This window comes from Bradyrhizobium sp. 199, from assembly GCF_023073355.1.
In the GTDB taxonomy this organism is placed as follows: domain Bacteria; phylum Pseudomonadota; class Alphaproteobacteria; order Rhizobiales; family Xanthobacteraceae; genus Bradyrhizobium.
Map to the genome: position 1 here is coordinate 899,036 of NZ_JADPJI010000002.1, position 26,664 is coordinate 925,699.

General features: G+C 65.0%; 28 protein-coding genes and 1 pseudogene. 24 read left to right on the forward strand and 5 right to left on the reverse strand.

Features of this window, described 5'->3' with window-relative positions:
* Nucleotides 1-24 precede the first annotated feature (24 nt).
* The 16 genes and pseudogenes from IVB28_RS04285 (at nt 25) to IVB28_RS04360 (ending at nt 16,575) form a co-directional block, all read left to right on the forward strand.
* Nucleotides 25-1,065 (forward strand): ABC transporter ATP-binding protein, encoded by a 1,041-nt coding sequence (locus IVB28_RS04285; RefSeq protein WP_247524803.1) that lies wholly within the window; start codon nt 25-27, stop codon nt 1,063-1,065.
* The gene (locus IVB28_RS04290; protein WP_247524804.1) at nt 1,062-1,937 is read left to right on the forward strand and encodes an ABC transporter permease; all 876 of its coding nucleotides are present in this window, start codon (nt 1,062-1,064) and stop codon (nt 1,935-1,937) included. The genes IVB28_RS04285 and IVB28_RS04290 overlap by 4 nt, the downstream gene beginning before the upstream one ends.
* Nucleotides 1,934-2,740: an ABC transporter permease gene (locus tag IVB28_RS04295; protein WP_247524805.1), complete on the forward strand. Its 807-nt coding sequence runs from the start codon at nt 1,934-1,936 to the stop codon at nt 2,738-2,740. Before IVB28_RS04290 ends, IVB28_RS04295 begins: the two co-directional genes overlap by 4 nt.
* A gap of 8 nt (nt 2,741-2,748) precedes the next feature.
* A complete protein-coding gene (locus IVB28_RS04300; protein WP_247524806.1) occupies nt 2,749-3,885 on the forward strand; it encodes an FAD-dependent oxidoreductase in 1,137 nt (378 codons plus the stop codon).
* A gap of 19 nt (nt 3,886-3,904) precedes the next feature.
* The gene (locus IVB28_RS04305; RefSeq protein WP_247524807.1) at nt 3,905-4,201 is read left to right on the forward strand and encodes a (2Fe-2S)-binding protein; all 297 of its coding nucleotides are present in this window, start codon (nt 3,905-3,907) and stop codon (nt 4,199-4,201) included.
* Nucleotides 4,198-5,616: an NAD(P)/FAD-dependent oxidoreductase gene (locus tag IVB28_RS04310; RefSeq protein WP_247524808.1), complete on the forward strand. Its 1,419-nt coding sequence runs from the start codon at nt 4,198-4,200 to the stop codon at nt 5,614-5,616. Before IVB28_RS04305 ends, IVB28_RS04310 begins: the two co-directional genes overlap by 4 nt.
* Nucleotides 5,613-6,734, forward strand: a complete 1,122-nt coding sequence (locus IVB28_RS04315) for an FAD-dependent oxidoreductase (RefSeq protein ID WP_247524809.1) — start codon at nt 5,613-5,615, stop codon at nt 6,732-6,734. Before IVB28_RS04310 ends, IVB28_RS04315 begins: the two co-directional genes overlap by 4 nt.
* Nucleotides 6,735-6,749: 15 nt before the next feature.
* Complete coding sequence (locus IVB28_RS04320) at nt 6,750-7,097, forward strand: RidA family protein (RefSeq protein WP_247524810.1); 348 nt, start codon at nt 6,750-6,752, stop codon at nt 7,095-7,097.
* Between the two features lie 480 nt (nt 7,098-7,577).
* Nucleotides 7,578-7,936, forward strand: a pseudogene (locus tag IVB28_RS04325) (solute carrier family 23 protein); the annotation flags it as partial.
* A 73-nt stretch (nt 7,937-8,009) separates the two neighbouring features.
* The gene (locus tag IVB28_RS04330; RefSeq protein WP_247524811.1) at nt 8,010-8,846 is read left to right on the forward strand and encodes an SDR family oxidoreductase; all 837 of its coding nucleotides are present in this window, start codon (nt 8,010-8,012) and stop codon (nt 8,844-8,846) included.
* A 43-nt stretch (nt 8,847-8,889) separates the two neighbouring features.
* Nucleotides 8,890-9,711 carry an NAD-dependent protein deacetylase gene (locus IVB28_RS04335; RefSeq protein ID WP_247524812.1) on the forward strand — a complete coding sequence of 274 codons (822 nt, stop codon included), beginning with the start codon at nt 8,890-8,892 and terminating at the stop codon, nt 9,709-9,711.
* A gap of 141 nt (nt 9,712-9,852) precedes the next feature.
* Nucleotides 9,853-11,934: a hydantoinase/oxoprolinase family protein gene (locus IVB28_RS04340; protein ID WP_247524813.1), complete on the forward strand. Its 2,082-nt coding sequence runs from the start codon at nt 9,853-9,855 to the stop codon at nt 11,932-11,934.
* Nucleotides 11,935-11,936: 2 nt separating this feature from the next.
* Entirely contained in the window at nt 11,937-13,595 is a 1,659-nt protein-coding gene (locus tag IVB28_RS04345) for a hydantoinase B/oxoprolinase family protein (protein WP_247524814.1), read from the forward strand.
* Nucleotides 13,596-13,633: 38 nt separating this feature from the next.
* A complete protein-coding gene (locus tag IVB28_RS04350; RefSeq protein WP_247524815.1) occupies nt 13,634-14,635 on the forward strand; it encodes a TRAP transporter substrate-binding protein in 1,002 nt (333 codons plus the stop codon).
* A gap of 10 nt (nt 14,636-14,645) precedes the next feature.
* A complete protein-coding gene (locus IVB28_RS04355; protein WP_247525338.1) occupies nt 14,646-15,239 on the forward strand; it encodes a TRAP transporter small permease in 594 nt (197 codons plus the stop codon).
* 31 nt (nt 15,240-15,270) lie between these two features.
* Nucleotides 15,271-16,575, forward strand: coding sequence for a TRAP transporter large permease subunit (locus tag IVB28_RS04360; RefSeq protein WP_247524816.1), 1,305 nt, complete (start codon nt 15,271-15,273; stop codon nt 16,573-16,575).
* Between the two features lie 920 nt (nt 16,576-17,495).
* Here IVB28_RS04360 and IVB28_RS04365 read toward each other — a convergent pair.
* Nucleotides 17,496-18,140: a glutathione binding-like protein gene (locus IVB28_RS04365; RefSeq protein WP_247524817.1), complete on the reverse strand. Its 645-nt coding sequence runs from the start codon at nt 18,138-18,140 to the stop codon at nt 17,496-17,498.
* Nucleotides 18,141-18,243: 103 nt separating this feature from the next.
* Between IVB28_RS04365 and IVB28_RS04370 the strand changes: the two genes are divergently transcribed.
* Nucleotides 18,244-18,888, forward strand: a complete 645-nt coding sequence (locus IVB28_RS04370) for a TetR/AcrR family transcriptional regulator (protein WP_247524818.1) — start codon at nt 18,244-18,246, stop codon at nt 18,886-18,888.
* Nucleotides 18,889-18,928: 40 nt separating this feature from the next.
* Here the strand turns inward: IVB28_RS04370 and IVB28_RS04375 are convergent, their stop codons facing one another.
* Complete coding sequence (locus IVB28_RS04375; RefSeq protein ID WP_247524819.1) at nt 18,929-19,894, reverse strand: glyoxylate/hydroxypyruvate reductase A; 966 nt, start codon at nt 19,892-19,894, stop codon at nt 18,929-18,931.
* A gap of 139 nt (nt 19,895-20,033) precedes the next feature.
* Between IVB28_RS04375 and IVB28_RS04380 the strand changes: the two genes are divergently transcribed.
* The 4 genes from IVB28_RS04380 (at nt 20,034) to IVB28_RS04395 (ending at nt 22,836) form a co-directional block, all read left to right on the forward strand.
* Entirely contained in the window at nt 20,034-20,402 is a 369-nt protein-coding gene (locus tag IVB28_RS04380; protein ID WP_247524820.1) for a YciI family protein, read from the forward strand.
* Nucleotides 20,399-21,682 (forward strand): RNA polymerase sigma factor, encoded by a 1,284-nt coding sequence (locus IVB28_RS04385; protein WP_247524821.1) that lies wholly within the window; start codon nt 20,399-20,401, stop codon nt 21,680-21,682. The genes IVB28_RS04380 and IVB28_RS04385 overlap by 4 nt, the downstream gene beginning before the upstream one ends.
* Before the next feature lie 170 nt (nt 21,683-21,852).
* Nucleotides 21,853-22,392 (forward strand): SRPBCC family protein, encoded by a 540-nt coding sequence (locus tag IVB28_RS04390; protein ID WP_247524823.1) that lies wholly within the window; start codon nt 21,853-21,855, stop codon nt 22,390-22,392.
* 30 nt (nt 22,393-22,422) lie between these two features.
* On the forward strand, nt 22,423-22,836 hold the full coding sequence (locus tag IVB28_RS04395; RefSeq protein ID WP_247524824.1) for a VOC family protein: 414 nt from the start codon (nt 22,423-22,425) through the stop codon (nt 22,834-22,836).
* Nucleotides 22,837-22,959: 123 nt separating this feature from the next.
* On the opposite strand, the gene IVB28_RS04400 is transcribed toward IVB28_RS04395, so the two are convergent.
* From IVB28_RS04400 to IVB28_RS04410, 3 genes are all read right to left on the reverse strand, one after another.
* Nucleotides 22,960-23,316: a hypothetical protein gene (locus IVB28_RS04400; RefSeq protein ID WP_247524825.1), complete on the reverse strand. Its 357-nt coding sequence runs from the start codon at nt 23,314-23,316 to the stop codon at nt 22,960-22,962.
* A 452-nt stretch (nt 23,317-23,768) separates the two neighbouring features.
* On the reverse strand, nt 23,769-24,206 hold the full coding sequence (locus IVB28_RS04405) for a hypothetical protein (protein ID WP_247524826.1): 438 nt from the start codon (nt 24,204-24,206) through the stop codon (nt 23,769-23,771).
* 139 nt (nt 24,207-24,345) lie between these two features.
* On the reverse strand, nt 24,346-25,134 hold the full coding sequence (locus IVB28_RS04410; RefSeq protein ID WP_247524827.1) for an SDR family oxidoreductase: 789 nt from the start codon (nt 25,132-25,134) through the stop codon (nt 24,346-24,348).
* A 156-nt stretch (nt 25,135-25,290) separates the two neighbouring features.
* On the opposite strand from IVB28_RS04410, the gene IVB28_RS04415 reads away from it, so the two are divergent.
* The 3 genes from IVB28_RS04415 to IVB28_RS04425 all read left to right on the forward strand — a co-directional run bounded on the left by IVB28_RS04415 (nt 25,291) and on the right by IVB28_RS04425 (nt 26,617).
* Nucleotides 25,291-25,656: a nuclear transport factor 2 family protein gene (locus IVB28_RS04415; protein ID WP_247524828.1), complete on the forward strand. Its 366-nt coding sequence runs from the start codon at nt 25,291-25,293 to the stop codon at nt 25,654-25,656.
* A gap of 132 nt (nt 25,657-25,788) precedes the next feature.
* Nucleotides 25,789-26,193, forward strand: coding sequence for a YciI family protein (locus tag IVB28_RS04420; protein WP_247524829.1), 405 nt, complete (start codon nt 25,789-25,791; stop codon nt 26,191-26,193).
* A gap of 61 nt (nt 26,194-26,254) precedes the next feature.
* Complete coding sequence (locus tag IVB28_RS04425) at nt 26,255-26,617, forward strand: hypothetical protein (protein ID WP_247524830.1); 363 nt, start codon at nt 26,255-26,257, stop codon at nt 26,615-26,617.
* The last annotated feature ends 47 nt before the right edge of the window (nt 26,618-26,664 follow it).

Here is a 26,664-nt window from a genome sequence, read left to right on the forward strand (position 1 = left end):
TCTGATCGTTCGCGGAGACAGCGCATGGCCTATCTCGAACTCGACCGGGTCGCAAAACAGTTCGGCGCGCAGACTGTGGTCGACGACTTCAGTCTGTCGGTAGGGAAGGGGGAGTTCATCTCCTTCCTCGGTCCGTCCGGCTGCGGCAAGACCACGACGTTGCAGATGATCGCGGGCTTCCTTGATCCCACGCGCGGCGCGATCCGCCTCGAGGGCAAGGATCTGACCGCGATCCACCCGGCCAAGCGCGGGCTCGGCATTGTGTTCCAGAGCTACGCGCTGTTTCCGCACATGACCGCTGCGGAGAACGTCGCTTTCGGTCTCGAAATGCGCAATGTGCCGCGCAGCGAACGGGCCGAACGCGTGCGTGCCGCGCTCGCGATGGTCGGCCTCGCCGGCTACGAGGACCGGCATCCCCGGCGCATGTCGGGCGGCCAGCAGCAGCGCGTGGCGCTGGCGCGTGCGCTGGTGATCAAGCCGAGCGTACTCTTGCTCGACGAGCCGCTGTCCAATCTCGACGCGAAACTGCGCGAGGAGATGCAGATCGAGCTGCGCCAGATCCAGCGCACCATCGGCACCACCACGATCCTGGTCACCCACGACCAGAACGAGGCGATGTCGTTGTCCGACCGCATCGTGGTGATGAGCCAGGGCCGTATCGAGCAGATCGGTTCGCCGCAGGAGACTTATGAAAAGCCGGCGTCGGCCTTCGTCTCGCAATTCCTCGGCAGGACCAACGACTTTGCCGCGGCGATCGACCGGAGCGTCGCGCCGGCGCAGCTCATGGCGGGCTCCTGGAGCACGCCGGCGCCGGCCGGTCTCAATGGTCCCGTGACCGTCAGCATCCGCCCCGAGCGCATCGGCTTTGGCGATGCCGGCCTCGGCGCGAAAATCGTCACGCGCATCTTCCAGGGCAACCACTGGCTGTTCCAGTGCGAGAGCGAATGCGGCGTGGCGATCGTGATCCGCCAGAATGACGGCAAGGCGCAGCCGGTCGAGGGCGAGGCGGTTCGCCTCACCTGGCGGCCCGAGGACATGAGCGTGCGCGCGAGGGCCATCGCATGAGTGCCGGCGCCGAGGAACGTGAGGCGCGTACGCCCTGGGCGCTGACGGCACCCGCCCTGTTGCTATTCGTCGGCGTGCTGCTGATCCCGCTCGCGATGACGGTGATGCTGTCGTTTCACGATTGGGGCCAGTACAAGGGCATCGAGCCGGTCTTCATCCTCAAGAACTGGCACGAGGTCGCGACCGATCCCTATTTCGCAGAAATGTTCTGGCGGACGTTTCGGATCGCGATCCTGACCACGCTACTCACCGCTCTGTTGGGTGCGCCCGAAGCCTACATCCTCAACCGCATGAGCGGCCGCTGGAAGAGCTTCTTCCTGCTGATCATTCTCGGGCCGCTGCTGATCTCCGTGGTCGCGCGGACGCTCGGCTGGGCGCTGCTGTTTGGCGGCAACAACGGGCTCGTGAACAAGCTCTTGATGTCGGTCGGCCTGATCCACGCGCCCATCCCCTTCATGTTCACCGAAACCGGCATGGTCGTCGCGCTCGCGCATGTCATGATGCCGTTCATGGTGCTCTCGGTGTGGGCGGCGCTGCAGCGGCTCGATCCGCAGATCGAGAATGCCGCGATGTCGCTCGGCGCGGGCCCAGCCACCATCATCCGCCGCATCATCATGCCGCAGATCATGCCGGGCGTGCTATCCGGCGCCATCATCGTGTTCTCGCTCTCGGCCAGCGCCTTTGCGACGCCCGCGATCATCGGCGGTCGCCGGCTCAAGGTCGCGGCGACGCTCGCCTATGACGAGTTTCTCAACACGTTGAACTGGCCGCTGGGGGCGGCCGTCGCCACGCTCCTGCTGGTCGCCCTGGTCTTTATCGTCGTCGGCAGCAACGCGCTGATCGAGCGCCGCTATGCGGAGGTGTTCCGATGAGACGGAACGGCCCGCTCGCGCTGATCTTCCACGCCGTGTTCGTTACCGTCATGGTGGCGCCGATCCTGGTGGTCTGCCTGGTCGCGTTCACACCGGAAGGTTTTCTCTCGCTACCGACCAACGGCTTCTCGCTGCGCTGGTTCAGGACGATCTTGAACTATCCGGAATTCATTCACGCCTTCTGGGTCAGCCTCGGGCTCGGCGCGCTGTCGTCCCTGGTGGCGGTGTTGTTTGCCGTGCCGGCAGCGTTGGCAATCGCGCGCCATCGGTTTCGCGGCCGCGACGCGCTGGCGGCGCTGTTCCTGTCGCCGCTGATGATCCCGCATGTCGTGCTTGGCATCGCCTTCCTGCGCTTCTTCACCTCGGCCGGCCTCGGCGGCAGCTTCGCGGCGCTGATCATAGCCCATGTCATCATCGTGTTTCCGTTCGCGCTGCGGCTGACCCTGGCGGCAGCGACCGGCATGGACCGAACGGTCGAGATGGCTGCGGTCTCGCTCGGTGCCAACGGCTGGACGCTGTTCCGCCGGGTGACCTTGCCGCTGATCCTGCCCGGCGTCATCAGCGGCTGGGCGCTCGCCTTCATCCAGTCCTTCGACGATCTGACCATGACCGTCTTCCTTGCGGCACCCGGCACCGAGACGTTGCCGGTGCGCATGTTCCTTTATATCCAGGACAACATCGATCCGCTGGTGACGTCGGTCTCGGCCTGCGTGATCGCGATCACGATGACCGCCCTCATTCTGCTCGACCGCTTCTACGGGCTCGACCGCGTGCTCGCCGGCAAGGGCGATACCGGACGATAGGAGAACTCATGTCAGGGGAATACGACGTCGCCGTGGTCGGCGGCGGCCTGCTCGGCTCCGCGATTGCCTGGGGCCTCGGCCGGCTCGGCAAGCGCGTGGCCGTGCTCGACGAAGGCGACATCACCAAGCGCGCCTCGCGGGCAAACTTTGCGCTGGTCTGGGTCCAGAGCAAGGGCCTCGGCATGCCCGCCTATACGGTCTGGACCGTGCAGGCGTCGCAGGCCTGGGGCCGGCTTGCGTCCGAGCTGAAGCAGCAGACAGGGCTCGACGTTTCGCTGCAGCAGAACGGCGGCTTCCATCTCACCCTCGGCGAGGACGAATTCGGCCAGCGGACCGAGCTGGTCAAGCGCATGCACAACCAGGCTGGCGCGGCCGACTACAAGATGGAGATGCTCTTCGCATCCGAGGTGAAGAAGTCGCTGCCGCTGATCGGGCCGGAGGTCTCCGGCGGCAGCTATTGTCCGCTCGACGGGCACGTCAATTCGCTGCGCACGTTCCGTGCCTTCCACACCGGCTTCAAGGCATTCGGCATCGACTATCTTCCGGAGCGCCCGGTCTCGGCGATCAGCAAGAGCGGCGGCGAATTCCGCCTGACCACCCCGACGGGCGAGCTGCGCGCCGCCAAGATCGTGCTCGCGGCCGGCAATGCCAACCAGACGCTGGCGCCGATGGTCGGCCTCTTTGCGCCGATGGGCCCGACCCGCGGCCAGATCGTGGTGACCGAACGCACCATGCCGTTCCTGCCGCATCCGCTGACGACGATCCGCCAGACCGACGAGGGCACGGTGATGATCGGCGACAGCAAGGAAGACGAGCTGGACGACCGCGCGCTGAAGCACTCCATCAGCGCGGTGATGACCGATCGCGCCCAGCGCATGTTCCCGCATTTGTCGCGGCTCAACGTGGTCCGAAGCTGGGCCGGGATCCGCGTCATGCCGCAGGACGGCTTTCCGATCTACGACCAGTCGGAAACGCATCCCGGCGCCTTCGTCGCCTGCTGCCATTCCGGTGTGACGCTCGCCTCCAACCACGCCTTCGAGATCGCGCGCATGGTGGCAGAGGGCGCGCTCGAGCCGGAGCTGGTCGGCGCGTTCTCGGCAAGCCGCTTCGGCGGCGCGGGTGCGGTGAACGACAGCGGTTATTAGAGATATTGAGGAAGCCAGGATGTTTAAACGATCCGAGCAGGACAAACGGCCACCGGTGCAGATCTTCGTCGACGGCGTTGCCGTCACGGCGCGGCAGGGCGACACCGTCTCTGCGGCGCTGCTGGCATCCAGCTGCGATGCACGGCGCTCGACTGCGGTCAGCGGCGCGCCGCGTCTGCCCTATTGCATGATGGGCGTGTGCTTCGATTGCCTCGTTACCATCGACGGCGTCGGCAACCGCCAGGGCTGTCTCGTGCCGGTCGCCGATGGCATGCAAATCGAGATCCAGAAGGGCAAGCGGGAGATCGGAAGATGACTGTGGCTCCCAAGCGCGAAGCCTATGACGTCGTGGTGATCGGCGCCGGACCCGCCGGCCTCGCCGCCGCTGCGACCTCCGCCGAAGCCGGCCTGTCGACGCTGCTGCTCGACGAGAATGTCGGCCCTGGCGGACAGGTGTTCCGCGCCATCTCGTCTACGCCGGTCACCGAGCGCGATCAGCTCGGCGCCGATTATTGGGCCGGCGCCGAGCTCGTGCAGGCGCTGCGTGCGAGCAGCGCCGAGGTCATTCATCGTGCCACCGTGTGGAGTCTCGATCGCAACCTCGATATCGCCGTCTCGATCGGCGGCGCGTCCGCCTTCGTCAAGGCGAAGCGCGTGATCCTTGCGACCGGCGCGCTGGAGCGGCCGTTTCCGATTTCCGGCTGGACGCTGCCGGGCGTGATGACCGCGGGTGCGGCTCAGACGATGCTGAAATCGTCGGCGCTCGTGCCCGACGGAAGCACGGTCATCGCAGGGCAGGGGCCGCTGCTGTGGTTGCTTGCCGCGCAGATCCTGCGCCTCGGCGGCCGCATCGACCGTATTCTCGATACGACAGAACGCGGCAATTATTTCGCGGCGCTGCCGCACGCATTCGCCTTCCTGACCTCGCCCTATTTCGCCAAGGGCCTTGCAATGATGCGCGAGGTGAAGGCCAAGGTGCAAATTGTCTCCGGCGTCACGGAGCTCTTTGCATCCGGTGACGGCCAGCTCGGGAGCGTGAGCTATGTTGCGGGCGGCAAGCGGGAGGCCATTCCTGCCGATCTGTTGCTGCTGCATCAGGGCGTCGTGCCCAACGTCAATCTGGCGATGGCGGCAGGTGTCGAGCATCGCTGGGACGATCTGCAGCTGTGCTGGTCGCCGGTGCTCGATGCGAGCGGCAATTCGACCGTTCCCGGCATTGCTATCGCCGGCGACGGCGCCGGCATTGCCGGAGCGAACGCCGCAATGGTACGTGGCCGCATCGCGGCACGCGCGGCGGTGGAAGCGTTGGCGCCTGCGGCTGCCGCGAAGCTTGCACCGATGGCAGCGCTTCGTTCCGATCTCGCCAAGGCTGAACGTGGTCGCATCTTCCTCGATGCGCTGTTTCGTCCGTCGCCGCAGTTCCGCATTCCCTCGGGCGACACCATCGTCTGTCGCTGCGAGGAGGTCACCGCCAAAGACATTCTCGATGCCGTCGCGATCGGCGCGACCGGGCCGAACCAGCTCAAGGCCTATCGCCGCACCGGCATGGGGCCGTGCCAGGGCCGGCTGTGCGGCCTCACCGTCACCGAGCTGATGGCGCAGGCGCGCGGAAAGACGGCGCAGGAGATCGGTTATTACCGGCTGCGCGCGCCGGTGAAGCCGATCACGCTCGCCGAGCTCGCCGCCGTTCCCAAGAGCGAGGCGGACGTCAAGGCGGTGGTGCGCGGATGACCAGAAACGTGGATGCGATCGTCGTCGGCGGCGGCATCCACGGCTGCTCGACTGCGCTGCATCTTTGCCTTGCCGGGCTGAAGCCGGTGCTGATCGAGAAGGACTATGCCGGCCGCCACGCTTCGGGCGTCAATGCCGGCGGCGTCCGCCAGCTCGCGCGGCACATTCCGGAGATTCCGCTCTCGATCCGCTCGATGGGGATATGGGAGAGGATTTCAGATCTCCTCGACGACGATTGCAGCTTCGAGAGCCACGGTCAGGTGCTGGTTGCCGAAAACGAAGAGGAGCTCGCGGTCTGCCGTACGCGCGTGGCCGAGCTCAACGCGCTCGGCTTCACCCATGAAGAGCTGATCGATGCGACTGAACTGCGGCGCCTTGTGCCGGCGGTCGCCGAGACCTGCCCCGGTGGCGTGGTCTCGCGCCGCGACGGTGCGGCCAACCCGGCTCAGGCGACGACCGCATTCCGCCGCAAGGCCGAGCAGCTTGGCACGACGGTGCGTGAGGGCGTGGCGGCCAGTAATATCCGGCACGGCGATGGCCTCTGGCATGTCGACGTCGGCTCGGACACCTACGCCGCGCCGGTGCTGGTCAACGCCGCCGGTGCCTGGGCCGGCAAGATCGCAGCTGCCCTCGGCGAGCCCGTGCCGGTCGAGACCGTGGCGCCGATGCTGATGATCACCTCGCGCGTGCCGCATTTCATCGACCCCGTCGTGATCCTGCGCGGGCGAAAGCTCTCCTTCAAGCAATTCTCCAACGGCACCGTGCTGATCGGCGGCGGCCATCTGGCAATTCCGTACCAGGATCGCAACGAGACGGTGCTGGACTGGAAGAGCCTTGCGACCAGCGCCCGCACGGTGTTCGAGCTGTTCCCGGTGATGCGCAGCGCCACCATCGTGCGCGCCTGGGCTGGCATCGAGGCGAAGATGAAGGACGATATCCCCGTGTTCGGTCCGAGCAGCCGCCACAAGGGGCTCTATCACCAGTTCGGATTCTCGTTGCACGGCTTCCAGCTCGGCCCCGGCGCCGGCGCCGTCATGGCCGAGCTGATCGTCAACGGCGGCACCCAGACCCGTATCGGTGAACTCGGCATCGACCGCTTCCATCCCACGACGCTCTAGCAACAAGAGGACATCATGAGCATCACCCGCAGCATCCGCACGCCCATCATGCACCGCGCCGTCGAAGCAGGCGGCTTCGTCTTCCTCGGCGGCACGATCGCCGACGACACCTCGGTCTCGATGGGCGACCAGACCCGCAACATCCTCGGCAAGATCGCCGGCTATCTGAAGGAAGCGGGAACCGACAAGAGCCGGGTCGTCAGCGCTTCGATCTTCGTCACGGATCTATCCAAGAAGAAGGAGATGGACGCGGCCTGGACCGAGTTCTTCGGCGACAATCTGCCGACCCGCGCCACCGTCGGCGTCGCCGATCTCGGCGCTGGCGCGCTGATCGAAGTGGTGGTCACCGCCGTGAAGGGCTGATCGCATGCCGATCGGGACGTCGGCGCCCCTCGCGCTGTCGCCCCCTCGGGTGGTGCCTTGATCGCGCCCTTCGAAGGGAATACTTGGAAATTTCCTCAATCAGGAACATCGCAGCCATGGATTTTACGGTGCGGCGTTCGTCGTCAGCCGCGACGAAGCGTTCCTGCAGGCGATTGGGATGACACGACGGCTCGATCTTGCCGTCAAGATGCCGGGCGCCAATGGCGGGATCACGCGATCCCCGTCCGGTCGATTATGCAGAGATTTTCAAAAGCTCGACGCCCTGCCCCCAGCGCGTCGAGCAAAAAATAAGCCAGTATTCCATTCGTGATCACAACGTGATTGTTCTGACTCCTGGCTCGGACAATTGCTACTCCGGTAAACTACCGCAAGGAACCGGGCGTACTTGCCGCTATTGGGCCAGAGCCGGTGCGTCAGGTGCAGCGCCAAGGGAATCCTCCACCCGGCTCCAGCGCTTCGCTGTTCGCGAACGGTCTCGGCTTCGGCAAGCCGGTCGACTTCGCGCAACTGGCGGCCGCGCCGTGGTTCGGGCCGAGCTTCACCACGCCGACGTTCCAGGCCGATGCGATATTCCTGATCGCGCCGGTTGCGGTCATCCTCGTCGCCGAGAACCTCGGGCACATCAAGGCTGTCGGCGCGATGACGGGCCGGAGCCTCGTTGCCTATCTCGGCCGCACCCTGTTCGCCGACAGCCTCGCGACGATCGTCGCACACTCAAATTCGGTGCATTCACGATCGGCGGGATCGGCACCGCAACCTTTGGCGCCATCATCCTCTCTCAGATCCTGACCTCGCCGCTGGCGAGGCGCGCGGAATGAGTCCCAGCGATGCGCTGAACGGGTGGAACAAAAAGCGCCTTCCGCCGATGATGAGGCACTTCGGAGACAACCCATGCCGCAATCCGATCACTCGACTTCGTTTCCCTCGCGCCTTGTCGGCCAATACGCGCTGGTGACCGGCGCCTCACAAGGCATCGGCCGCGCCGTCGCTATCAGGCTCGCCCAGGAAGGCGCGACGGTCGCCATCAATTATCTCGGCAGCCCTGAAGGGGCTGAGGAGACGCTGGCGCTCGCACGAACGGCATCCGCCGGCCGCGGCCATGGCGAGATCGATCACATCATGGTCAAGGCCGATGTCGCCAGCGAACAGGACGTCGGCGCAATGTTCGAGACGATCCTCTCGCGCTGGAAGCGCCTCGACTGTCTCGTCAACAATGCCGGCTTCCAGCGGGAGTCGCCCAGCGAAGCGCTCGACATCGAAACCTATCGCCGCATCATCGACGTCAATCTCAACGGCGCCGTGCTCTGCGCGCAGCAGGCGCTCGCCCATTTCGTCGCGCGCGGCGGAGGCGGCAGCATCATCAACTGCTCCAGCGTCCATCAGATCATTCCAAAGCCCGGCTATCTCGCTTACTCGATCAGCAAGGGCGGCATGGCCAATTTGACGCGCACGCTCGCGCTGGAGTTCGCCGGCCGCGGCATTCGCGTCAATGCGGTCGGCCCGGGCGCGATCGACACGCCGATCAACGCGGCCTGGACCGGCGATCCCCAGAAACGCGGCGTCGTCACCAGCCACATTCCCATGGGGCGCGTCGGCACGCCGGAAGAGATCGCCGCCGTGTTCGCCTTCCTCGCCTCCGACGACGCAAGCTACATCACCGGGCAGACTCTCTACGCCTGTGGCGGCCTGACGCTGTTCCCGGAATTCCGGGACAATTGGGCAAGCTGAACGGGATCTGGCAAAGCCGGCCCGCGTAGACTACATCTGCGCCATGGCAGACGCTCCGCTGGCAAGCTCACCCCTCGAGGATTTCGTCGACCGGCACGAACGGCTGTTCGTGCTGACCGGCGCCGGCTGCAGCACCAATTCGGGCATTCCCGATTATCGCGACAGAAACGGCAACTGGAAGCGAACCCAGCCGGTGAACTTTCAGTCCTTCATGTCGGACGAGCAGACGCGCCGGCGCTATTGGGCGCGCAGCCTGATCGGGTGGCGGCGGTTCGGCCGGGCAAAGCCGAACGATGCGCATCACGCGCTGGCCCGGCTCGAGGCGAGCGGGCGGTGCCGGATGCTGCTGACCCAGAACGTCGACCGGCTGCATCAATCCGCCGGTCACCGGCAGGTGATCGACCTGCACGGCCGGCTCGACCTGGTCCGCTGCATGGGCTGCGGGGCGAAGACGCCGCGCGATGAGTTTCAGCACGCGCTTGGCCGCGCCAATGCGGCGTGGTTGAAGCTCGACGCCGCCGATGCACCGGATGGCGACGCCGATCTGGAGCACGAGGATTTTTCGTCCTTCGAAGTGCCGGTCTGCGAAGCCTGCGGCGGCATCCTCAAGCCCGACGTCGTGTTCTTCGGCGAGAACGTCCCGCGTGACATCGTCGCTAGCGCGCAGGACCATATATCGCAGGCCGACGCGATGCTCATCGTCGGCTCCTCGCTGATGGTCTACTCCGGATTCCGCTTCGTGCAGGCTGCCGCGCAGCGCAATATTCCGATTGCGGCTGTCAATCTCGGCCGCACCCGCGCCGACGATCTCCTCACGCTCAAGGTCGAGGAGCGTTGCGAAGCGGCGCTTGCATTCCTGCTCTGATCGCGCAGGCGGTGAACACGCCTTGCCTATTGCATAGGTGCCAAGCAGAATGGCCGGACGCGGCGTTGTCCTCGTCGTCCATGGCATGGAAATTGCCTCGTTTTTTGAACCGGTCTTGACGATCAGCGCGGAGAATTTGGAATGCTTGAGGGAGCCGAGGTGCGGCTTGCCGTCGACATCGGTGGCACGTTCACCGACATCGTGCTGGACGTGGGCGAGGTACGGAAGACGCGCAAGCTGCTGACAACGCAGCGGCCCGAACAGGCGGTGCTGGACGGCATGCGCCTCATTCTCACTGACGCGGGCGCGCATATCAGCGACATCGACGTTTTCATTCACGGCACAACGCTCGCGACCAACGCGATCATCGAGCGCCGCGGTGCCAGGACGGCGCTGATCGCGACCGAAGGCTTTCGCGACGTGCTCGATATCGGCACCGAGAGCCGCTACGACCAGTACGATCTCGGCATCGACAAGCCCAGGCCGCTGACGCCGCGCAGTCTTCGTTTCACCGTGCCCGAGCGCATCGACGCCCATGGCGTCGTGCGCCTTCCGCTCGATGAGATTTCGGTGCGCGCACTCGCGCCGAAATTGCGTGAGCTGGGCGTCGAGAGCGTCGCGATCGCCTTCCTGCATTCCTACGCCAATCCCGAGCACGAGCGGCGTGCAGCCGCGATTCTGGCCGAGGAGATGCCTGGCATCTCCGTGACCGTGTCCTCCGCCGTGTGTCCCGAGATCCGCGAGTATGAGCGCACATCGACTGCGGTTGCGAACGCCTATGTGCAGCCCCTGATCGACGGTTATCTCGCCCGCATGTCCGATGCCTTGCAGGTCGAGCAGTACCGCGGCGCGATCTACCTCGTCACCTCTGGCGGAGGCGTGACGTCAATCGAGACGGCGCGACGCTTTCCGGTGCGCCTCGTCGAATCCGGCCCCGCCGGCGGCGCGATTTTCGCGGCGCAGATCGCAGCGCGGCTAGGCGAGAGCAAGGTGCTGTCCTTCGACATGGGCGGCACCACGGCAAAGATCTGCCTGATTGAGAAATACCAGCCCGAGACTTCACGCGTGTTCGAGGTCGATCGCGCTGCACGCTTCCTGAAAGGCTCCGGTCTGCCGGTGCGGATTCCCGTGATCGAGATGGTCGAGATCGGCGCCGGTGGCGGCTCGATCGCCCATGTCGACGCCATGAAGCGCGTTACGGTTGGTCCCGAGAGTGCCTCGTCGGAACCCGGGCCCGCCTGCTATGGCCGCGGCGGCCTGCGTCCGGCCGTGACGGATGCCGACGTTGCGCTCGGCCTGATCGATCCAAACGCCTTTGCGGGTGGAACGATCAAGCTCGACCCTGAACTCTCCAAGCAGGCGCTGCTGCGCAGCGTTGGCGAGCCGCTCGGTCTGTCGGCGGAAACCGCGGCCTACGCCGTGCACGAGGTCGTCTGCGAGAACATGGCGAGCGCGGCGCGCGTGCATGCGGTCGAGCGCGGCGAGATTGTCGGCCAGCACACGTTGATCGCCTTCGGCGGTGCCGCACCGCTGCACGCGGCGCGCGTCGCCGAGAAGATCGGCGTCTCCCGGGTCATCGTGCCCTCCAATGCCGGCGTCGGCTCGGCTGTCGGGTTCCTGGCCGCTCCGATCGCCTATGAACTGGTGCGAAGCCGCCATGTCCGGCTCGACGATTTTGATACCGAAGCGGTCTCCGACCTCTTGCAGGAGATGGTGACCGAAGCGCGCGCACTGGTCGAGCCGGGCGCGGCCGGCGCGCCGGTCCGCGAGCGCCGCGCCGCCTTCATGCGCTATGTCGGCCAGGGTCATGAGATCTCGGTCGAGCTGCCGATCCGGCGGCTGACGACGGCCGATCTCGCCGGCCTGCGCCGGAAGTTCGAGGCGGATTATGCGGCGATGTTCGAGCGGTCGATCCCGGGCGCTGCGATCGAGGTGCTGAGCTGGTCCGTGCTCGCGACCACCGACGCGCGCAATCCGCCGCGTGTGGCCGAGGTGACGCGCATGCCCGCCGGCAAGGCGTCGGGCAGCCGCAAATTCTTCGACGGCCGTGCCGGCGAACTGATGGATATTCCGCTCTACCGCCGCGAAGACATGGCGCCGGGCGCGACCATCGCGGGCCCGGCCGTGATCGCCGAGGACGAAACCTCGACCTTCGTCTCTACCAGTTTTGACGCCCATATCGACGGTGCCGGCAGCATCGTCATGGAACGAAAGGCGGCCTGATCATGAGCAAGGCAAGTGGCGCGAGCCTGATCGACCTTCAGATCATGTGGCACCGGCTGATCGCGGTGGTCGAGGAGCAGGCGCAGGTGCTGCTGCGCACCGCCTTCAGCCCGATCGTGCGCGAATGCGGCGATCTCTCGGCAGGCGTGTTCGACCTCAGGGGACGCATGCTGGCGCAGGCGGTGACCGGCACGCCCGGACACGTCAACTCGATGGCGGAATCGGTCAAGCACTTCATCGCCCACTTTCCGATCGAGACGATGAAGGAGGGCGATGCCTACATCACCAACGATCCCTGGATGGGCACCGGCCACCTCAACGATTTCGTCGTCACCACGCCCTGCTTCAAGGACGGCAAGCCGGTAGCGCTGTTCTCCTGCACCAGCCATCTCATGGACATCGGCGGCATCGGCTTCGGGCCCGACGCCACCGACGTGTTCATGGAGGGGCTCTACATCCCCATGCTGAAGTTGATCGACCAGGGCGTCGTCAACGAGACGCTGATGGCGATGATCCGCACCAACACGCGGCTGCCGATCGATACCGAGGGCGACACCTATTCGCTCGCCGGCTGCAACGACGTCGGCTGCGAACGTCTGGTCGAGATGATGACCGAGTTCGGCATCGACACGCTCGACGAGCTTGGTGACTACATCTGCGAACGCTCGCGCGAAGCCGTGCTGGCCGAAATCGCCAAGCTGCCGAAGGGCAGCTGGCGCAACACCATGGTGGTCGACGGCTATGATGCCCCGGTGACGCTGGCCGCGATGCTGACGATTTCGGATACGGGCATTCACGTCGATTTCGCCGGCACCTCGCTCGCCTCGCAGTTCGGCATCAACGTGCCTCTTTCATACACCACGGCCTACACCGTGTTCGGGCTCGGCTGCGTCGTCGCCTCGCAGATTCCGAACAATGCCGGCTCGCTCTCGCCGCTGACGGTGTCGGCTCCCGCAGGCGCGATCCTCAATGCGCCCAAGCCCGCGCCGGTCGCCTCGCGCCATATCATCGGCCAGATGCTGCCCGACGTGGTGTTCGGCTGCCTGCGCCAGATCATTCCGGAGCGCGTGCCGGCGGAGGGCACCTCGTGCCTGTGGAATCTCAACGTGCGCGGCCAGACCCGCTCGGGCGTCGGCGGCAATTACGGGTTCTCGATGGCGGTGACGTCCAATGGCGGCACCGGCGCGCGCTTTGCGAAGGACGGGCTGTCGGCCACCGCCTATCCCAGCGGCGTGCGCGGCACGCCGGTCGAGATCGCCGAGACGCAGACGCCTTTGATCTTCTGGCGCAAGGAGCTGCGTCCGGATTCCGGTGGGGCAGGGCGCACCCGCGGCGGCCTCGGCCAGATCATCGAGGTCGGTAGCGGCGTCGACGCGCCGTTCGATATCCTGGCGGCGTTCGACCGCATCGATCATCCGCCGCGCGGCCGCGATGGCGGCCAGAACGGCGAGGCCGGCTATGTCGGGCTGAAGTCCGGAAAGAAGCTGCGCGGCAAGGGCTTTCAGCAGGTGCCGCCGGATGATCGCCTCGTGGTGCTGACGCCCGGCGGCGCCGGCATCGGTGCGCCAGCCGAGCGCGATCGGGCGGCCGTCAAGGACGATATCGAAAGCGGCCTCGTGTCCGCCGACAATGCGGCTGCAGTTTATGGTTATGCGCGGTGACGCCATCCGGCGTCGGGCACACCGAACGGAGGGGAGCAATGATCACGCGACGGAACTTCACCGCGGGCGCAGCGACGCTGTTTGCCGCGGGCCACATCTCCACCCGTGCGCGGGCGGCCACGACGAGCTGGGACATGTCGACGGTGTGGCCCGACGGCAATTTTCACACCCAGAACGCGGTGGCCTTCGCGGAAGAGGTGAAGAAGCAGAGCGGCGGTGCGGTCGCCATCACGGTGAAAGCCGGTGGCCAGCTCGGCTTCAAGGGACCCGAGCACTTACGCGCCGTGCGCGACGGCCTGGTGCCGCTCGCCGACGTCCTCAACATCCAGCAGGTCGGCGATGAGCCCTTCATGGGCGTCGAGAGCATCCCGTTTCTCTGCGGCTCCGTGGACGAATTGAAGGTGCTGCACAAATACGTGCGGCCCGAATACGACAAGATTGCCGCGCGCAACAACCAGAAGATCCTCTACATCGTGCCGTGGCCGACCCAGTATCTGCACCTCAAGGCGAAGGTCGCCGACGTCGAGGGCCTGAAGAACATCAAGATTCGCGTGCCCGACAAGAATGCGGTCGAGATGCTGAATGCGGTCGGCATGGCGGCGGTGATGATTCCCTGGGGCGAAACGATTCCCGCGCTCGCCTCCGGCGCGGTGGCCGGCGTCTCCACCTCCTCGGTGTCGGGCGTCGACGGCAAGTTCTGGGAGTTCCTCAAATATGTCTACCCGACCAACCACGTCTGGTCGTCGCAGATGCTCACCGTCAATCTCGATTCCTGGAAGTCGATCGGCGCCGATCAGCAGAAGCTCGTCGCGGATGTCGCCGCGAAGATGGAGCCGGGTTTCTGGGCGAACTCGCTCAAGGCCGACGTCGACAGCCTCAACCGCCTCAAGGAAGGCGGCATGGAGGTGGTGCCGGTCTCGGATGCGATGATGACGGATATCCGGGCCAAGACTGCGCCGCAGTTGGATGCCTTCCTCAAGCGCGTGCCGGCGGCGGACAAGCCGGTGCGGGCCTATCTCGCCGACATGAAGCGTGGCTGAGGGCGGAGCCGTGGTGAGCGTCTCGCCCGAAGCTCCGCAGAGCCTCAACGCAGCGGCACCAGTGCCGCTGCGCATTCTGCTCGACGGCATCGACCGTCTCGGCCGGCTCGACGGCTGGATCGGCGGTGGCTGTCTCCTGGCGCTGACGCTGCTGATGCTGTGCGAGGTCGCAACGCGCTTCCTGTCGAACTTCCTGCCGTTCTTCCCGCCGACCATCTCGATCGCCTGGGAATATTCTTCCTATCTGATGGCGGCGTCCTTCACCTTCGGCGCCGCCATGACGCTGCGGGTCGGCGGGCACATCCGTGTCGTGCTGCTGCTCAAGAACGCGCCGGCCTTGGTGCAGCGCGCGCTCGAGATTCTCTCCGCTGCGGTCGGCTTCGCCTTCATGGCGTTCCTGAGCTCGGCGATGGCGAAGTTCGCCTTCGGCGCCTATGTGCGCGGCCAGGTCTCGACCTCGAGCGACACGCCGCTGTGGTTTCCACAAGCCGTGGTCACCTTCGGCATGCTGCTGCTGACATTGCAGTTCCTGGCGCGCGCGATCCAGGCGGTGCTCGGCCTGCCGCTGGAAGATCACCGCATGAAGGCCTCGCCCGTCGAATGACCGCTTCGCTCGCTCCAGGATTCAGGACCGCATGACCATCGAAGTGGTTGCCTTGTTCGCGATGCTGTTTGCTTTGCTGGCCTGCGGCGTGTGGATCGGTCTGACCCTTGCGCTTACTGCGACGCTTCTGCTCGCGATGTTCCGCTCGATCCCGCTCGACAAGCTGTTACCGCAATACGCCTGGAATATCCTGACCACGCAGGAGCTGCTGGCGCTGCCGCTGTTCATCCTGATGGGGGAGCTGCTGTTTCGCACCCGCCTGTCGCGCTCGTTGTTCCAGGGCCTCGCGCCATGGGCGGGCTTGCTGCCCGGCCGGCTGCTGCATGTGAACGTGATCGGCTGCACGATCTTCGCGGCGATCTCGGGCTCGTCGGCGGCGACGACGCAGGTGATCGGCCGCATGTCGCTGAACGAGCTCTTGCGCCGCGGCTATTCCCGCGACATCGCGATCGGATCGCTCGCCGGCGCCGGCACGCTCGGCTTCCTGATCCCGCCGTCCAACATCATGATCATCTACGGCGTGCTCGGCGACGTCTCCATTCTCAAGCTCTTCACCGCCGGCGTGCTGCCGGGGTTCCTGCTTGCCGGGACCTTCATGGCCTGGGTGATGCTGCACACCAGCCTCAAGCCCGCGATGGTGCCGGAGGCGGAAGCCAAGCTTTCGCAGGTGCCGTGGAGCCAGCGCTTCGCCGCGCTCAAGGATCTCGCGCCGGCGCTGTTCCTGATCGCCTGCGTGCTCGGCTCGATGTATGGCGGGCTCGCGACGCCTTCGGAGGCCGCCGCCGTCGGCGTGCTCGGCGCCGCGCTGGTCGCATGGGCGCAGGGATCGATGTCGCAGCAGGTGATGCGCGATGTATTGATCGGCTCGGTCGTGACCTGCTCGATGATCGCGCTGATCGTGTTAGGGGCCTCGATCCTCGGCAACGCCGCCGCCTTCCTCGGCATCCCGCAGGCGGTGGCGGCCTTCGTCAAGGGGCTCGGCCTGTCGCCCTTCATGCTGATCGTGGCGCTGATCGTCTTCTACCTGATCCTCGGCTGCTTCCTCGACGGCTTCTCCATGATCGTGATGACGCTGCCGATCGTGCTGCCGATCGTGAAGGGGGCCGGCTTCGACGAGATCTGGTTCGGCGTGTTCCTGGTGCTCGCCGTCGAGATGGCGCAGATCACCCCGCCGGTCGGCTTCAACCTGTTCGTGATCCAGGGCCTGACAGAGGATGGCCTCGGCTACATCGCGCGCGTCACGATGCCGTATCTGATGATCATGATGGGCTTCGTGCTGCTGCTGACGCTGTGGCCCGGCATCGTCACGATACTGCCGCGGGTGCTGTACGGGTAGTTGATGTCTCGGCCGCCGACATTTTGAAGCCCGTCCACCTACCATCCCTTGTATTGCCCGACGGGCAAAACACGCCAGCGCAGGGTCGATCGCCCTCGACAAAAATATTCGAATTTACAGAAGTTCGGGTTTGCCGTACAAGCCTGACATCCCGCCCGCCGCAAGGGGCGTTTCGCGATCGTCACGGGACGCGGGCCGGGATGCGGTGGCCGCGACGGCGTCGGCGCGCGATGTTGATTGCAGGGCGGGGAGACCCGTGAGCAGTGACAGGCGCGATACGACACGGCGCTGACAGCGTCTTCGAATGGTCTCGACGGTGAGCGCACGCCAGCCGTGGAGAACCCAGCGAGGATGTGCGCGGACGGAGAAGTCGTGTGGTCCTGACGCCCGGGGTCTGTCCGTCAAGTCCTGCGGAGATGTGGCGGCCAACTGGTGCGCGCATCGATCATCCGCAAGGCGACGGGGGCAATAGTGCATCGCTCCCCGAGGAGAGCACGAAGGACACCGTGAAAACCATCGCGCAGGGAAGGCCGGGACGTTCCGGCGTCACCTGTCGTCCACCCCGTGCGCGTTTACTCGCACACGCGGGACTTCGGGTGCCAGCCGGCGCCCGGCCCTCCCTGCGCCCTTGCTTCAGTTAGGGGCGAAAGAAGACAACAAAGCTCGGGCGAACACGCCGCGAGAATGCGAAGGTATGGCCGCTATCCCAAAACGATCTCGATGCCTGTGCCCCGTACGCAGCGCAGCGTCCCTTCGACGATGTGCTGCAGAGCCGGGCCCATGTCTCCGCGCGACGATCGGAAACGTGGGTCCCGGCTCTGCGCTGCAACGTGAAGGACGTTGCAGCGCGTCCGGGACACGGGATCGTTGTCGACAGGGACGACGTCTTGATCGTCAAGGCGATGCGGCGTTCAACCGAACTATGCCGCCGCCTTTTTCCGTGCCTGCTCGGCCTTGTACAACTCGAACTCCTCCGCAATCGCCTTGGCAAAAGAGGGCCGCTGGCGCATCCGTTCATAATACGCCTTCACGTTCGGCCATTTCGCAAGCTCGATCGGCGGCGTCGCCATCGTCCAGTTGATGACCGTGACGAGATAGGCGTCCGCCACGCTGAACCGGTCGAGCAGGAAGTCGCGCCCCTTCAGGTAATTGTCGAGATAGTCGAGCCGCGACAGATTCTTCTCCAGCGCATAGGCCTTGGCTTCCTGCGGCGCCTTGCGGTCGAGCACGGGAATGAACAGGCCCTTGTGCAGCTCGGTGCCGATGAAGCACAGCCATTGATGCAGGCGCGTTCGCTCGACGCCCTCTGCGGCGCCGAGCCCGGATTGCGGAAAACGGTCGGCGATATACTGCAGGATCGCGGCGTTCTCGGTCAGCACGACACCATCGTCGGTGCGCAGCGTCGGCACCAGACCGATCGGATTGACGGCGCGGAAGTCGGAGCCGTCGCTCAGCACTGTCTTGGTCGGCGGGTCGACTTCGAGATAGTTCGCCTCGGCGCCGGCTTCATACAGCGCAACGCGTGTTGCCATGGAACAGGCGAGGGGCGAGAAATAGAGATCCATCTGTAGCCTCCTTGGGGGCAATTCTTGAGTTTCGCTCAACCTGGCCAGATTGATTTTTGTACTGTCTTGCATAATATGGAGTCGGTCAAGGATTATTTGCGAAATGGTACAAAAATCGAAGCCGCCAGTTTTTGCCAATGAGCCCAAGCGCCGCGGCCGCCCGCGCGCCTACGAGCCAGATGTCGCACTCGGCAAGGCACTCGACCTGTTCCGCAGGCAGGGTTTTGCCGCGACTTCGCTGGACGATCTCAGCGAGGCCACCGGCATGAACCGCCCCAGCCTCTATGGCGCCTTCGGTGACAAGCGCGAACTCTACATCAAGAGCTATCAGCGCTACCGGGAGGAAGCGCGGGCATCGATGGCTACGATCTTTCGCGAGGAAATGCCGCTGCGCCAGCGGTTGGAGCGCATCTTCGCCTCGGCGCTGAACATCTATCTGTCCGGCGACACCGGCCCGCGCGGCTGCTTCACGGTGGTGACCGCGGCGTCGGAAGCCGTCGGCGATCCCGAGATCCGCGCCATGGTGCTCGATGGGCTCAGCGAACTCGACAAGGCCTTTGCGAGCTGCTTCCGCCGCGCCAGGGAGAAGGGCGAGTTGCCGGAGAGCGCCGATCCGGCCGTGCTGGCACAGCTCGCATCAGCCACCGTGCACAGCATCGCCATCCGCTCGCGCGCGCGCGTGTCGCGAAAGGATCTCGAAGCCATCGTGAAGGGGGCGATCGATGTGATGGCGGGGGCCAAACCCTAGTTGTCCAGAAAGGGACGACACCAAGTAGCGCTGGCGCAGTCTAATATCCCCTTGCCCGATCCACCACATTCTCCAACGCACCGCCGGCCTCGAACCGCACGATCTGCTCGGCGACATAGGCCGAGATCGCGTCGGCGTCGGTGTCGGCGGCGTTGTGCGGCGTCAGCACCACCTTGGGATGGGTCCAGAACCTGCTGTCCGCTGGCTGCGGCTCCTGCACGAAGACGTCGAGCGAGGCGGCGCCCAGCGTGCCGTCGTCGAGGCAGGCGAGGATGTCGGCTTCGTTCTGAAGGCCGCCGCGGCCGGCATTGATCAGGACCGGCGCGCCGAGCGGGCCGTTGCGGTTGAGCCTGGTGAAGACATCGCGGTTGAGGATGCCGTGCGTGTCGGACGTCAGCGGCAACAGGCTGACAAGGATGTCGGTCTTGCGCAGGAAGGCATCCATTCCGTCCGTGCCGTGGAAGCACTCGATGCCCTTGATCGTGCGCGGGCTGCGGCTCCAGCCCGTGACACGGAAGCCGAGCCGCCGCAGCACTTCGGCGGCATCCGCCCCTAACGTGCCAAGCCCCATGACGCCGACCGTGACGGCACTCGCAGGCCATTGATATTTCGGCTCCCAGCGTTTTGCGCGCTGCGAGTCCCGCAAATAAAGCTCCTGACGATGGTGCATCAGCACATGCAGAACGACATATTCGGTCATGCGGTTGGTCAGATCGGGCACGGCGACGCGGACCAGCGGCACATTTGGCAGGCTCTTGTCCGCCATCAGCGCATCGACGCCGGCGCCGAGATTAAAGATCGCCCGCAGATTGGGGAAGGCAGCGAGATCGCCGGGCAGCGGCTTCCACACCGTGGCATAGTGCACCTCGGCAGGATCGAGCCCGGAATCCGGCAGCAGCACCACGCGGCGGCCGCCGCAGACCGCGTCGAACCGGGCCTTCCAGCGCGTCGGCAGCCAGTTCTGCTGCGTGCTGTTGATCAGGACGGCGAGTGAGCCCATGGTCATTCGAAGTGCCTCGTCGGGTTCCGCTAAGAAGGGCCTCCTTGGCACGATCCCACGGTTTTTTCTTGCAAATTCTTTCCGCAGCCCTGTCGGGGCGAGGCATATTGGCGCGTCTTTAGAACAGACGAGGAAAGTGTCGCCTATGCTTTATGCCATCCTTTGCTATCACGATGAGGACTTCGTCGGCTCCTGGAGCAAGGAGCAGGACGAGGCGGTGATGAAGAAGCTCGCCGTGGTGCAGGAGAAGCTCACCAAACAAGGCCGGCTCGGGCCGGTCGCGCGGCTGCTGCCGACCACGGCGGCGGCGACCTTGCGCAAGGAAGACCCGCCGCTGGTGCTCGACGGCCCCTATGCCGAAACCAAGGAGCAACTGCTCGGCTTCTACATCGTCGACTGCAAGAATCTCGACGAGGCGCTCGACGTCGCACGAGATCTCGGCGCGGCCAATCCAGGCGGCGCCTATGAGGTGCGGCCCGTCGGCGTGTTCCAGCGCGGAGGGAATCTGACGTGAGCGAGGCCGACACCGGCTGGATCGAAACCGCGCTGACATCGGCGCGACCCCAGGCGGTCGGCGCGCTGCTACGCTATTTCCGCGATCTCGACACCGCCGAGGAGGCGTTCCAGAACGCGTCCCTGCGCGCACTCAAGACTTGGCCGCAGAACGGGCCTCCGCGCGATCCTGCGGCCTGGTTGATCATGGTCGGCCGCAATGCCGCCATCGACGAGGTGCGCCGGACCCGCAAGCAGCAGCCGCTGCCGGAGGACGACCAGGCGATCTCCGATCTCGACGACGCTGAAGGCGCGCTGGCCGAGCGGCTGGACGGGTCGCACTACCGCGACGACATCTTGCGGCTCATGTTCATCTGCTGCCATCCGCAATTGCCGGCGACGCAGCAGATCGCGCTGGCGCTGCGCATTGTCTCGGGCCTTACCGTGAAGCAGATCGCGCGCGCCTTCCTGGTTTCGGACGCCGCGATGGAGCAGCGCATCACCCGCGCCAAGGCGAAGGTCGCGGAGGCGGGAACGCCGTTCGAAGCGCCCGGCGCGCTCGAGCGCTCCGAGCGGCTCGCCGGTGTCGCGGCGATGATTTATCTGATCTTCAACGAGGGCTATTCGGCGAGCGGCGACACCGCCGAGATCCGCAAACCGCTCTGCGAGGAGGCGATCCGGTTGGGGCGCTTGCTGCTCAGGCTGTTTCCGAGCGAGCCGGAGATCATGGGGCTCACGGCGCTCATGTTGCTGCAGCATGCGCGCAGCGCCGCGCGCTTTGCCGCGGACGGCTCGCTGATCCTGCTGGACGATCAGGACCGTTCGCTGTGGAATGGCACCATGATCGCGGAAGGGCTTGCGCTGATCGACAAGGCGATGCGCCACCGCCGCAGCGGACCCTATCAGATCCAGGCCGCGGTCGCCGCGCTGCATGCGCGCGCAGCGACGCCGGAAGAGACCGACTGGGCACAGATCGACCTGCTCTACGGCGCGCTCGAGCTCGTTCAGCCGTCTCCCGTGGTGACGCTCAACCGCGCGGTTGCGGTCTCCAAGGTGCAGGGCCCGCAAGCCGCGCTCGAATTGATTGAGCCCTTGGCGCAGAAACTCGCCAACTACTTTCATTTCTACGGCGTGCGAGGCGCCTTCCTGATGCAGCTCGGCCGCAACGACGAGGCGCGCGTCGCCTTCGACCGCGCCATCGCCCTCGCCAACACGTCCGCAGAGGCCGCCCACATCCGCATGCATCTCGACCGCCTGATCCGGGACAGCCAGCCCAAGAAGGAAAGTGCGAAGGCTAAGTGACGGTTCGCCGTCATTCCGCGATGGTCCAAGGACCAGACCTCAGGTGCGCAATTGCGCACCGGAGTTCGGTGCTGCGCACCGCCCCGGAATGACGATCGAAAATTCATTCCCATCAATTGTCGGCCCCAGCCATCCCGCTTCGTCTTAATCCCGTATCCAGGGAGTCATCCATGCTGAAAGCCATTGCCGTCATTGCCATCGTCCTCGCGGCCGGACTGGCGGGCATCCTCGTCTTTGCCCTGACGAAACCCGACACATTCCGCGTCGAGCGCAGTCTCGCCATGAAAGCGCCGACTGACGCGGTCTATCCCCTGGTCGCCGATTTCCACCGCTGGACCGCCTGGTCACCCTACGAGAATCGCGATCCCGCCATGAAGCGGACCTTCGGAGGAACTGCGATCGGCAAGGGCGCGACCTACGGCTGGGACGGCAACAACAATGTCGGCGCCGGCCACATGGAGATCCTCGAGGCGAACTCGCCGTCGAAACTCCGCATCAAGCTCGATTTCGCGCGACCTTTCGAAGGCCACAACACCGCCGAGTTCACCTTTGTGCCGCAAGGCGATGCCACAGTGGTCACATGGGCGATGTATGGTCCGGCCCCGTTCCTGTCGAAAGTCATGCAGGTGTTCATCAACATGGACAGCATGATCGGCAAGGATTTCGAGTCCGGCCTCGCCAGCCTGAAGAAGCTCACCGAGAAGCAATAAGCCTCACTGCAAACGAAGAGGAGAGAAACGATGATCAATCCCTATCTGTTCTATCAGGACAATTGCGAAGCAGCGTTCAACTATTACGCCAAGGTTCTCGGCGGCAAGATCGATGCGATGATGCGCGCCTCGGACGCACCGCCGGAGGTGCCCGCCACGCCCGGGCGCGAAAAAATGATCATGCACGCGCGGATGTCGCTGCCCGACGGCAGCGTGCTTATGGCTTCCGATGCCCCGCCTGAGCATTTTCACAAGCCGCAGGGCTTTTCGATCTCGCTCACGGTCAAGGATCCCGCGGATGGCGAGCGCAAGTTCAACGCGCTCGCCGACGGCGGCGCCGTCAACATGCCGTTCAGCAAGACATTCTGGGCCAAGGGTTTTGGCATGTGCGTCGACAAGTTCGGCATTCCCTGGATGGTGAACTGCCCGGCGGAAGGAATGTGACGGTCGCGACCGCCTGCATGATCCAGTGAGTCGCAGTTCCCTCTCTCCATTTTGCGGGAGAGGGGACGCACATATTCGACGCACATATTCAATGCGTCATGTCCGGATCAGTCGTGAGCTCGCTCAGCGGAGCGATCCGGTGACGTCTTCGCCTTGCTGTGGCGAATGAATGCAGCTGGGGCAGATCACGAGCTTGGTGCCGAGCTGCTTGTCGTTCTCCGCTTCGATCTCGTCATGCACCGCCCACCACGCCTCTGAGTATGGCCGCAAGGTGCCGAGCACTCTCTCCCGCTCCTGATTGGCATCGCTTGTTGCTGCTGCGCGATTCGTCACGCGCTGCTTTGTGACATGCGGGCGGTTCGGCGCTGTGTTGGGATTTTGGCCGAGGCCGTCCCATGCGATCGGACGACGCTCCTGCGCGACTGCGCATCCCATGAGCGCTGCGCAAAAAGTGAGCAAGATGAAGCCGTGTCGCATCATGCCGAACCCTTGCCGCGGTACGCGACGCGCAAAATGCGCGTGAGAAGGTTGCGTCGCGTCGGTTGAAATGGAACTCAAGGGAAAACGGCGTGGCCGGCACGGCTGAATATGCTGACTTGCTCTCGCATCACTATGCGAGCGCAGTGAGGCCGCTTCGTGAAATGAAGCGGATCGCAGCGCACAACAACTGGCGTAATATTAGGCTGTGAACCCCGCGTCAGAATCGGTAGTTCTATTCACAATAAGTACAAACCGGGGTGGACGTGACTTGGAAGGGAGCGACCGATGGCGGCGGCGCTACAAATCAACTTTGCTCTTTGGGGAATGCTCATCTGCGTCAGCATGAAGCTTGCGCCGGTGGTCCAGGTTCTTTTCTAGACGCGGTTCCCTCGTTGAATCGTGCAGCGGGTCCGGTCGATGATCGTCACCGGCGGCGATGGGGCGTGATGTCGTCACCGGCAACGCGGATAGATTACGGCGAGATCGCGCCCCTTCAACAGTAGCAGCCGGGAGCTCAGGCCGCCGCGGCGGCTGATCCAGTCGCGCACCGCGCCGGGATAGGCGGCAAGCACCGCCTCGGATGCCTCGGGCTCGGCATAGAAGCGCCCGCGCCGGTCCACTGAACGTGCCGCATGGAAGCCGAGCACGGCGCGCTTGGTGACGCAGATGCGCTCGCCGGGGACGATGCTCAGCACCAACGTGCAGGCAGACAGGCAGGGGCCGTCGATCACCACGCGCTCGCCGCTCTCGCGCACCTTTTCGAACAGATCGAGGAACGGCCCGACCTGCCCGCCCGGAGACTGGATGATGCGGATTTCGGCGGCGGCGGGCGTGATGGCCAGCAGCGCGACTGCAAGCATGAGGCCTTTGAGCAAAGAGATGCGTCGCATGAAGCACTCCACAAGTTCGGTTTCGTAGGGTGCGCAAAGCCTAGCGTGCTCACCATCGTCACCGCAAACCCCGAGAAATGGTGGGCACGGCGCTCGCGCGCCTTTGCCCGCCCTACCATCCTGCCCCACCCTGCATGGTCTACCCGTTGCGGCGCTGACCGCGTAGCGTCGGCAGGCCGATGCCTGCCGCATCGAAACCGCCATCGACGGCCAAAATTTGTCCGGTGATGTAGCTCGCGTTTGCCGAGCAAAGAAAGTAGATCGCTTCCGCAAGCTCCTCCTCGAGGCCGTAGCGGTTGAGCGGAATCGCGTCATGATAGTCCGCGCGGATCTCCTTGGTGTGCACCTGCTTCGCCATCGCCGTGTCGACCGGCCCCGGCGCGACTGCATTGACGCGGATGTTGAGGGAGGCGAGCTCGACCGCGAGCTGCTTGGTGAGGTGCGCGAGGCCCGCTTTGCTGGTGCCGTAGGCCGAGCGCAGCGTCGAGGCGCGCACGGCCGAGATCGAGGTGATGTTGACGATGGCGCCGCCATTGCCCTCGCGCATCAAGGGCACCGCCGCCTTGGTGCAGAGGAACGGGCCGGTGAGGTTGACCTCGAGCACACGCCGCCAATCGGCCTCCGACGTCTCCATCAGCGGCGCGAACACCGCGATGCCGGCATTGTTGACGAGCGCATCGAGTCGGCCGAAGCGCCGCTTGACCGCCGTCATCGCAGCGCTCACTGCGGCTGGGTCCGAAACGTCGCAGGTCAGCGCCAGCGTCGCCTCGCTTTGGTCGATTTCGGCGACCGCACGGCCGAGCAACTCGCCCTCGATGTCGAGCAGCGCCACGCGCCATCCCTCGGCCAAGAATTTCTTCGCGGTCGCAAGCCCGATGCCGCGCGCGGCTCCGGTGACCAGGGCGACGTGGTGCGGGGCAGGTGGCATTGGCTGATCGATCCTGTGTGAAGGGTTGGTCGCGCGGGCGCGAGCTCCTTTTACTTCGCTTTCGTTCCGACGAGGAAGGCCTTAAGTCGAAGGCACGATGTCGGGGCGGTCCCCGCTGGATCGTCTTCCAGGGGATCATTGCCGAGGAGACCCGCAATGTCCGATGACAGCGAACGACTGATCCGCGACCTCTTCGCTGCCTATCTTGCCAATGACAGGCAGCGGATCGCCGACGCAATCGCCGACGATTTCCGCTTCACCAGCCCGTTCGACGACGACCTCGACAAGGCGAGCTATTTCGAGCGCTGCTGGGGCGACAGCGGCTGGATCGCGCACCATGACATCGAGCGGATCTTCGTCCGGGGCGAGGAAGCATTCGTCACTTATCGCTGCCTTGCGACAGATGGCCGGAGTTTTCGCAACACGGAGTTCTTCACCTTCGCGGGCAGCAAGATCCGGCGCATCGACGTCTATTTCGGCGCTGCCCGGCAGGACGGCCAGTTCCTGCCGCAGGCGCGCTAGGCCGGGCGATGATCGCCCGAATTATTTTCGCCGGCGTGTCGGTTCCGTGAGAGTTCGTTCGTCTTGAAGGCGAGCGCGGGGCTGCGCCTCAGGGCGCATCCCGGAACGACCGCAGGAGCCAGGACACGACCCATGCGATTCATGATGCTGATGATCCCGCTCGGTTACGAGACGGCGCCGCCGGACGTTCAACTCGATCCCGAGCGCGTGGCGGCGATGATGCGCTACAACGAGGCGCTGAAGGACGCGGGCGTGTTGATCACGCTCGACGGCCTGCATCCGCCATCGGTGGGCGCACGGATTTCGTTTGCGACCGGTGAGCCCATCGTCACCGACGGCCCATTTGCGGAGGCCAAGGAAGTCCTGGGCGGATATTGGATGATCGAGGTTGCCTCGCGGGCCGAGGCGATTGCCTGGGCAAAGCAGTGCCCGGCCGCCCCAAACGAGATCATCGAGATCCGGCAGGTGCAGGAGATCAGCGATTTTCCACCTGACGTACAGGAGGCCGCCGCCGGCTTCGACAGCCTGAAGACATAACCGAGACCGTCCGCGGATCAATTCGCGGCTCTGGCCAATCCATCAACAAGGGAGAGAACCGATGAGCACCGAAACCTATCTCGCCGTTTTCCTCGGCAGCAAAACCAGCCCGAAATGGGCTGCGTGGAACGCGCTGTCCGAAGCCGAGCGCAAGGCGAAGGAGCAGGAGGGCATGGCGGCCTGGAAGGGCTGGGTCGAGAAGCATCAAGGTGCGATCCAGGCCATGGGCGGCCCGCTCGGCAAGACCAAGAAGGTCGACGGCAAAGGCGTCGCCGACATCGCCAACGAGATGGGCGCTTTCACCGTGGTCCGGGCCGCGTCGCATGAGGCCGCGGCAAGAATGTTCGAGAACCACGCGCATTTCGCGATCTTCCCGGGCGAGCGCGTCGAAATCATGCCGGTGCTGCCGATCCCCGGCGGTTAGGCCTTGTGGCTCCGATCGCGGGAAATACGGGTTAACCAATCCGGCCG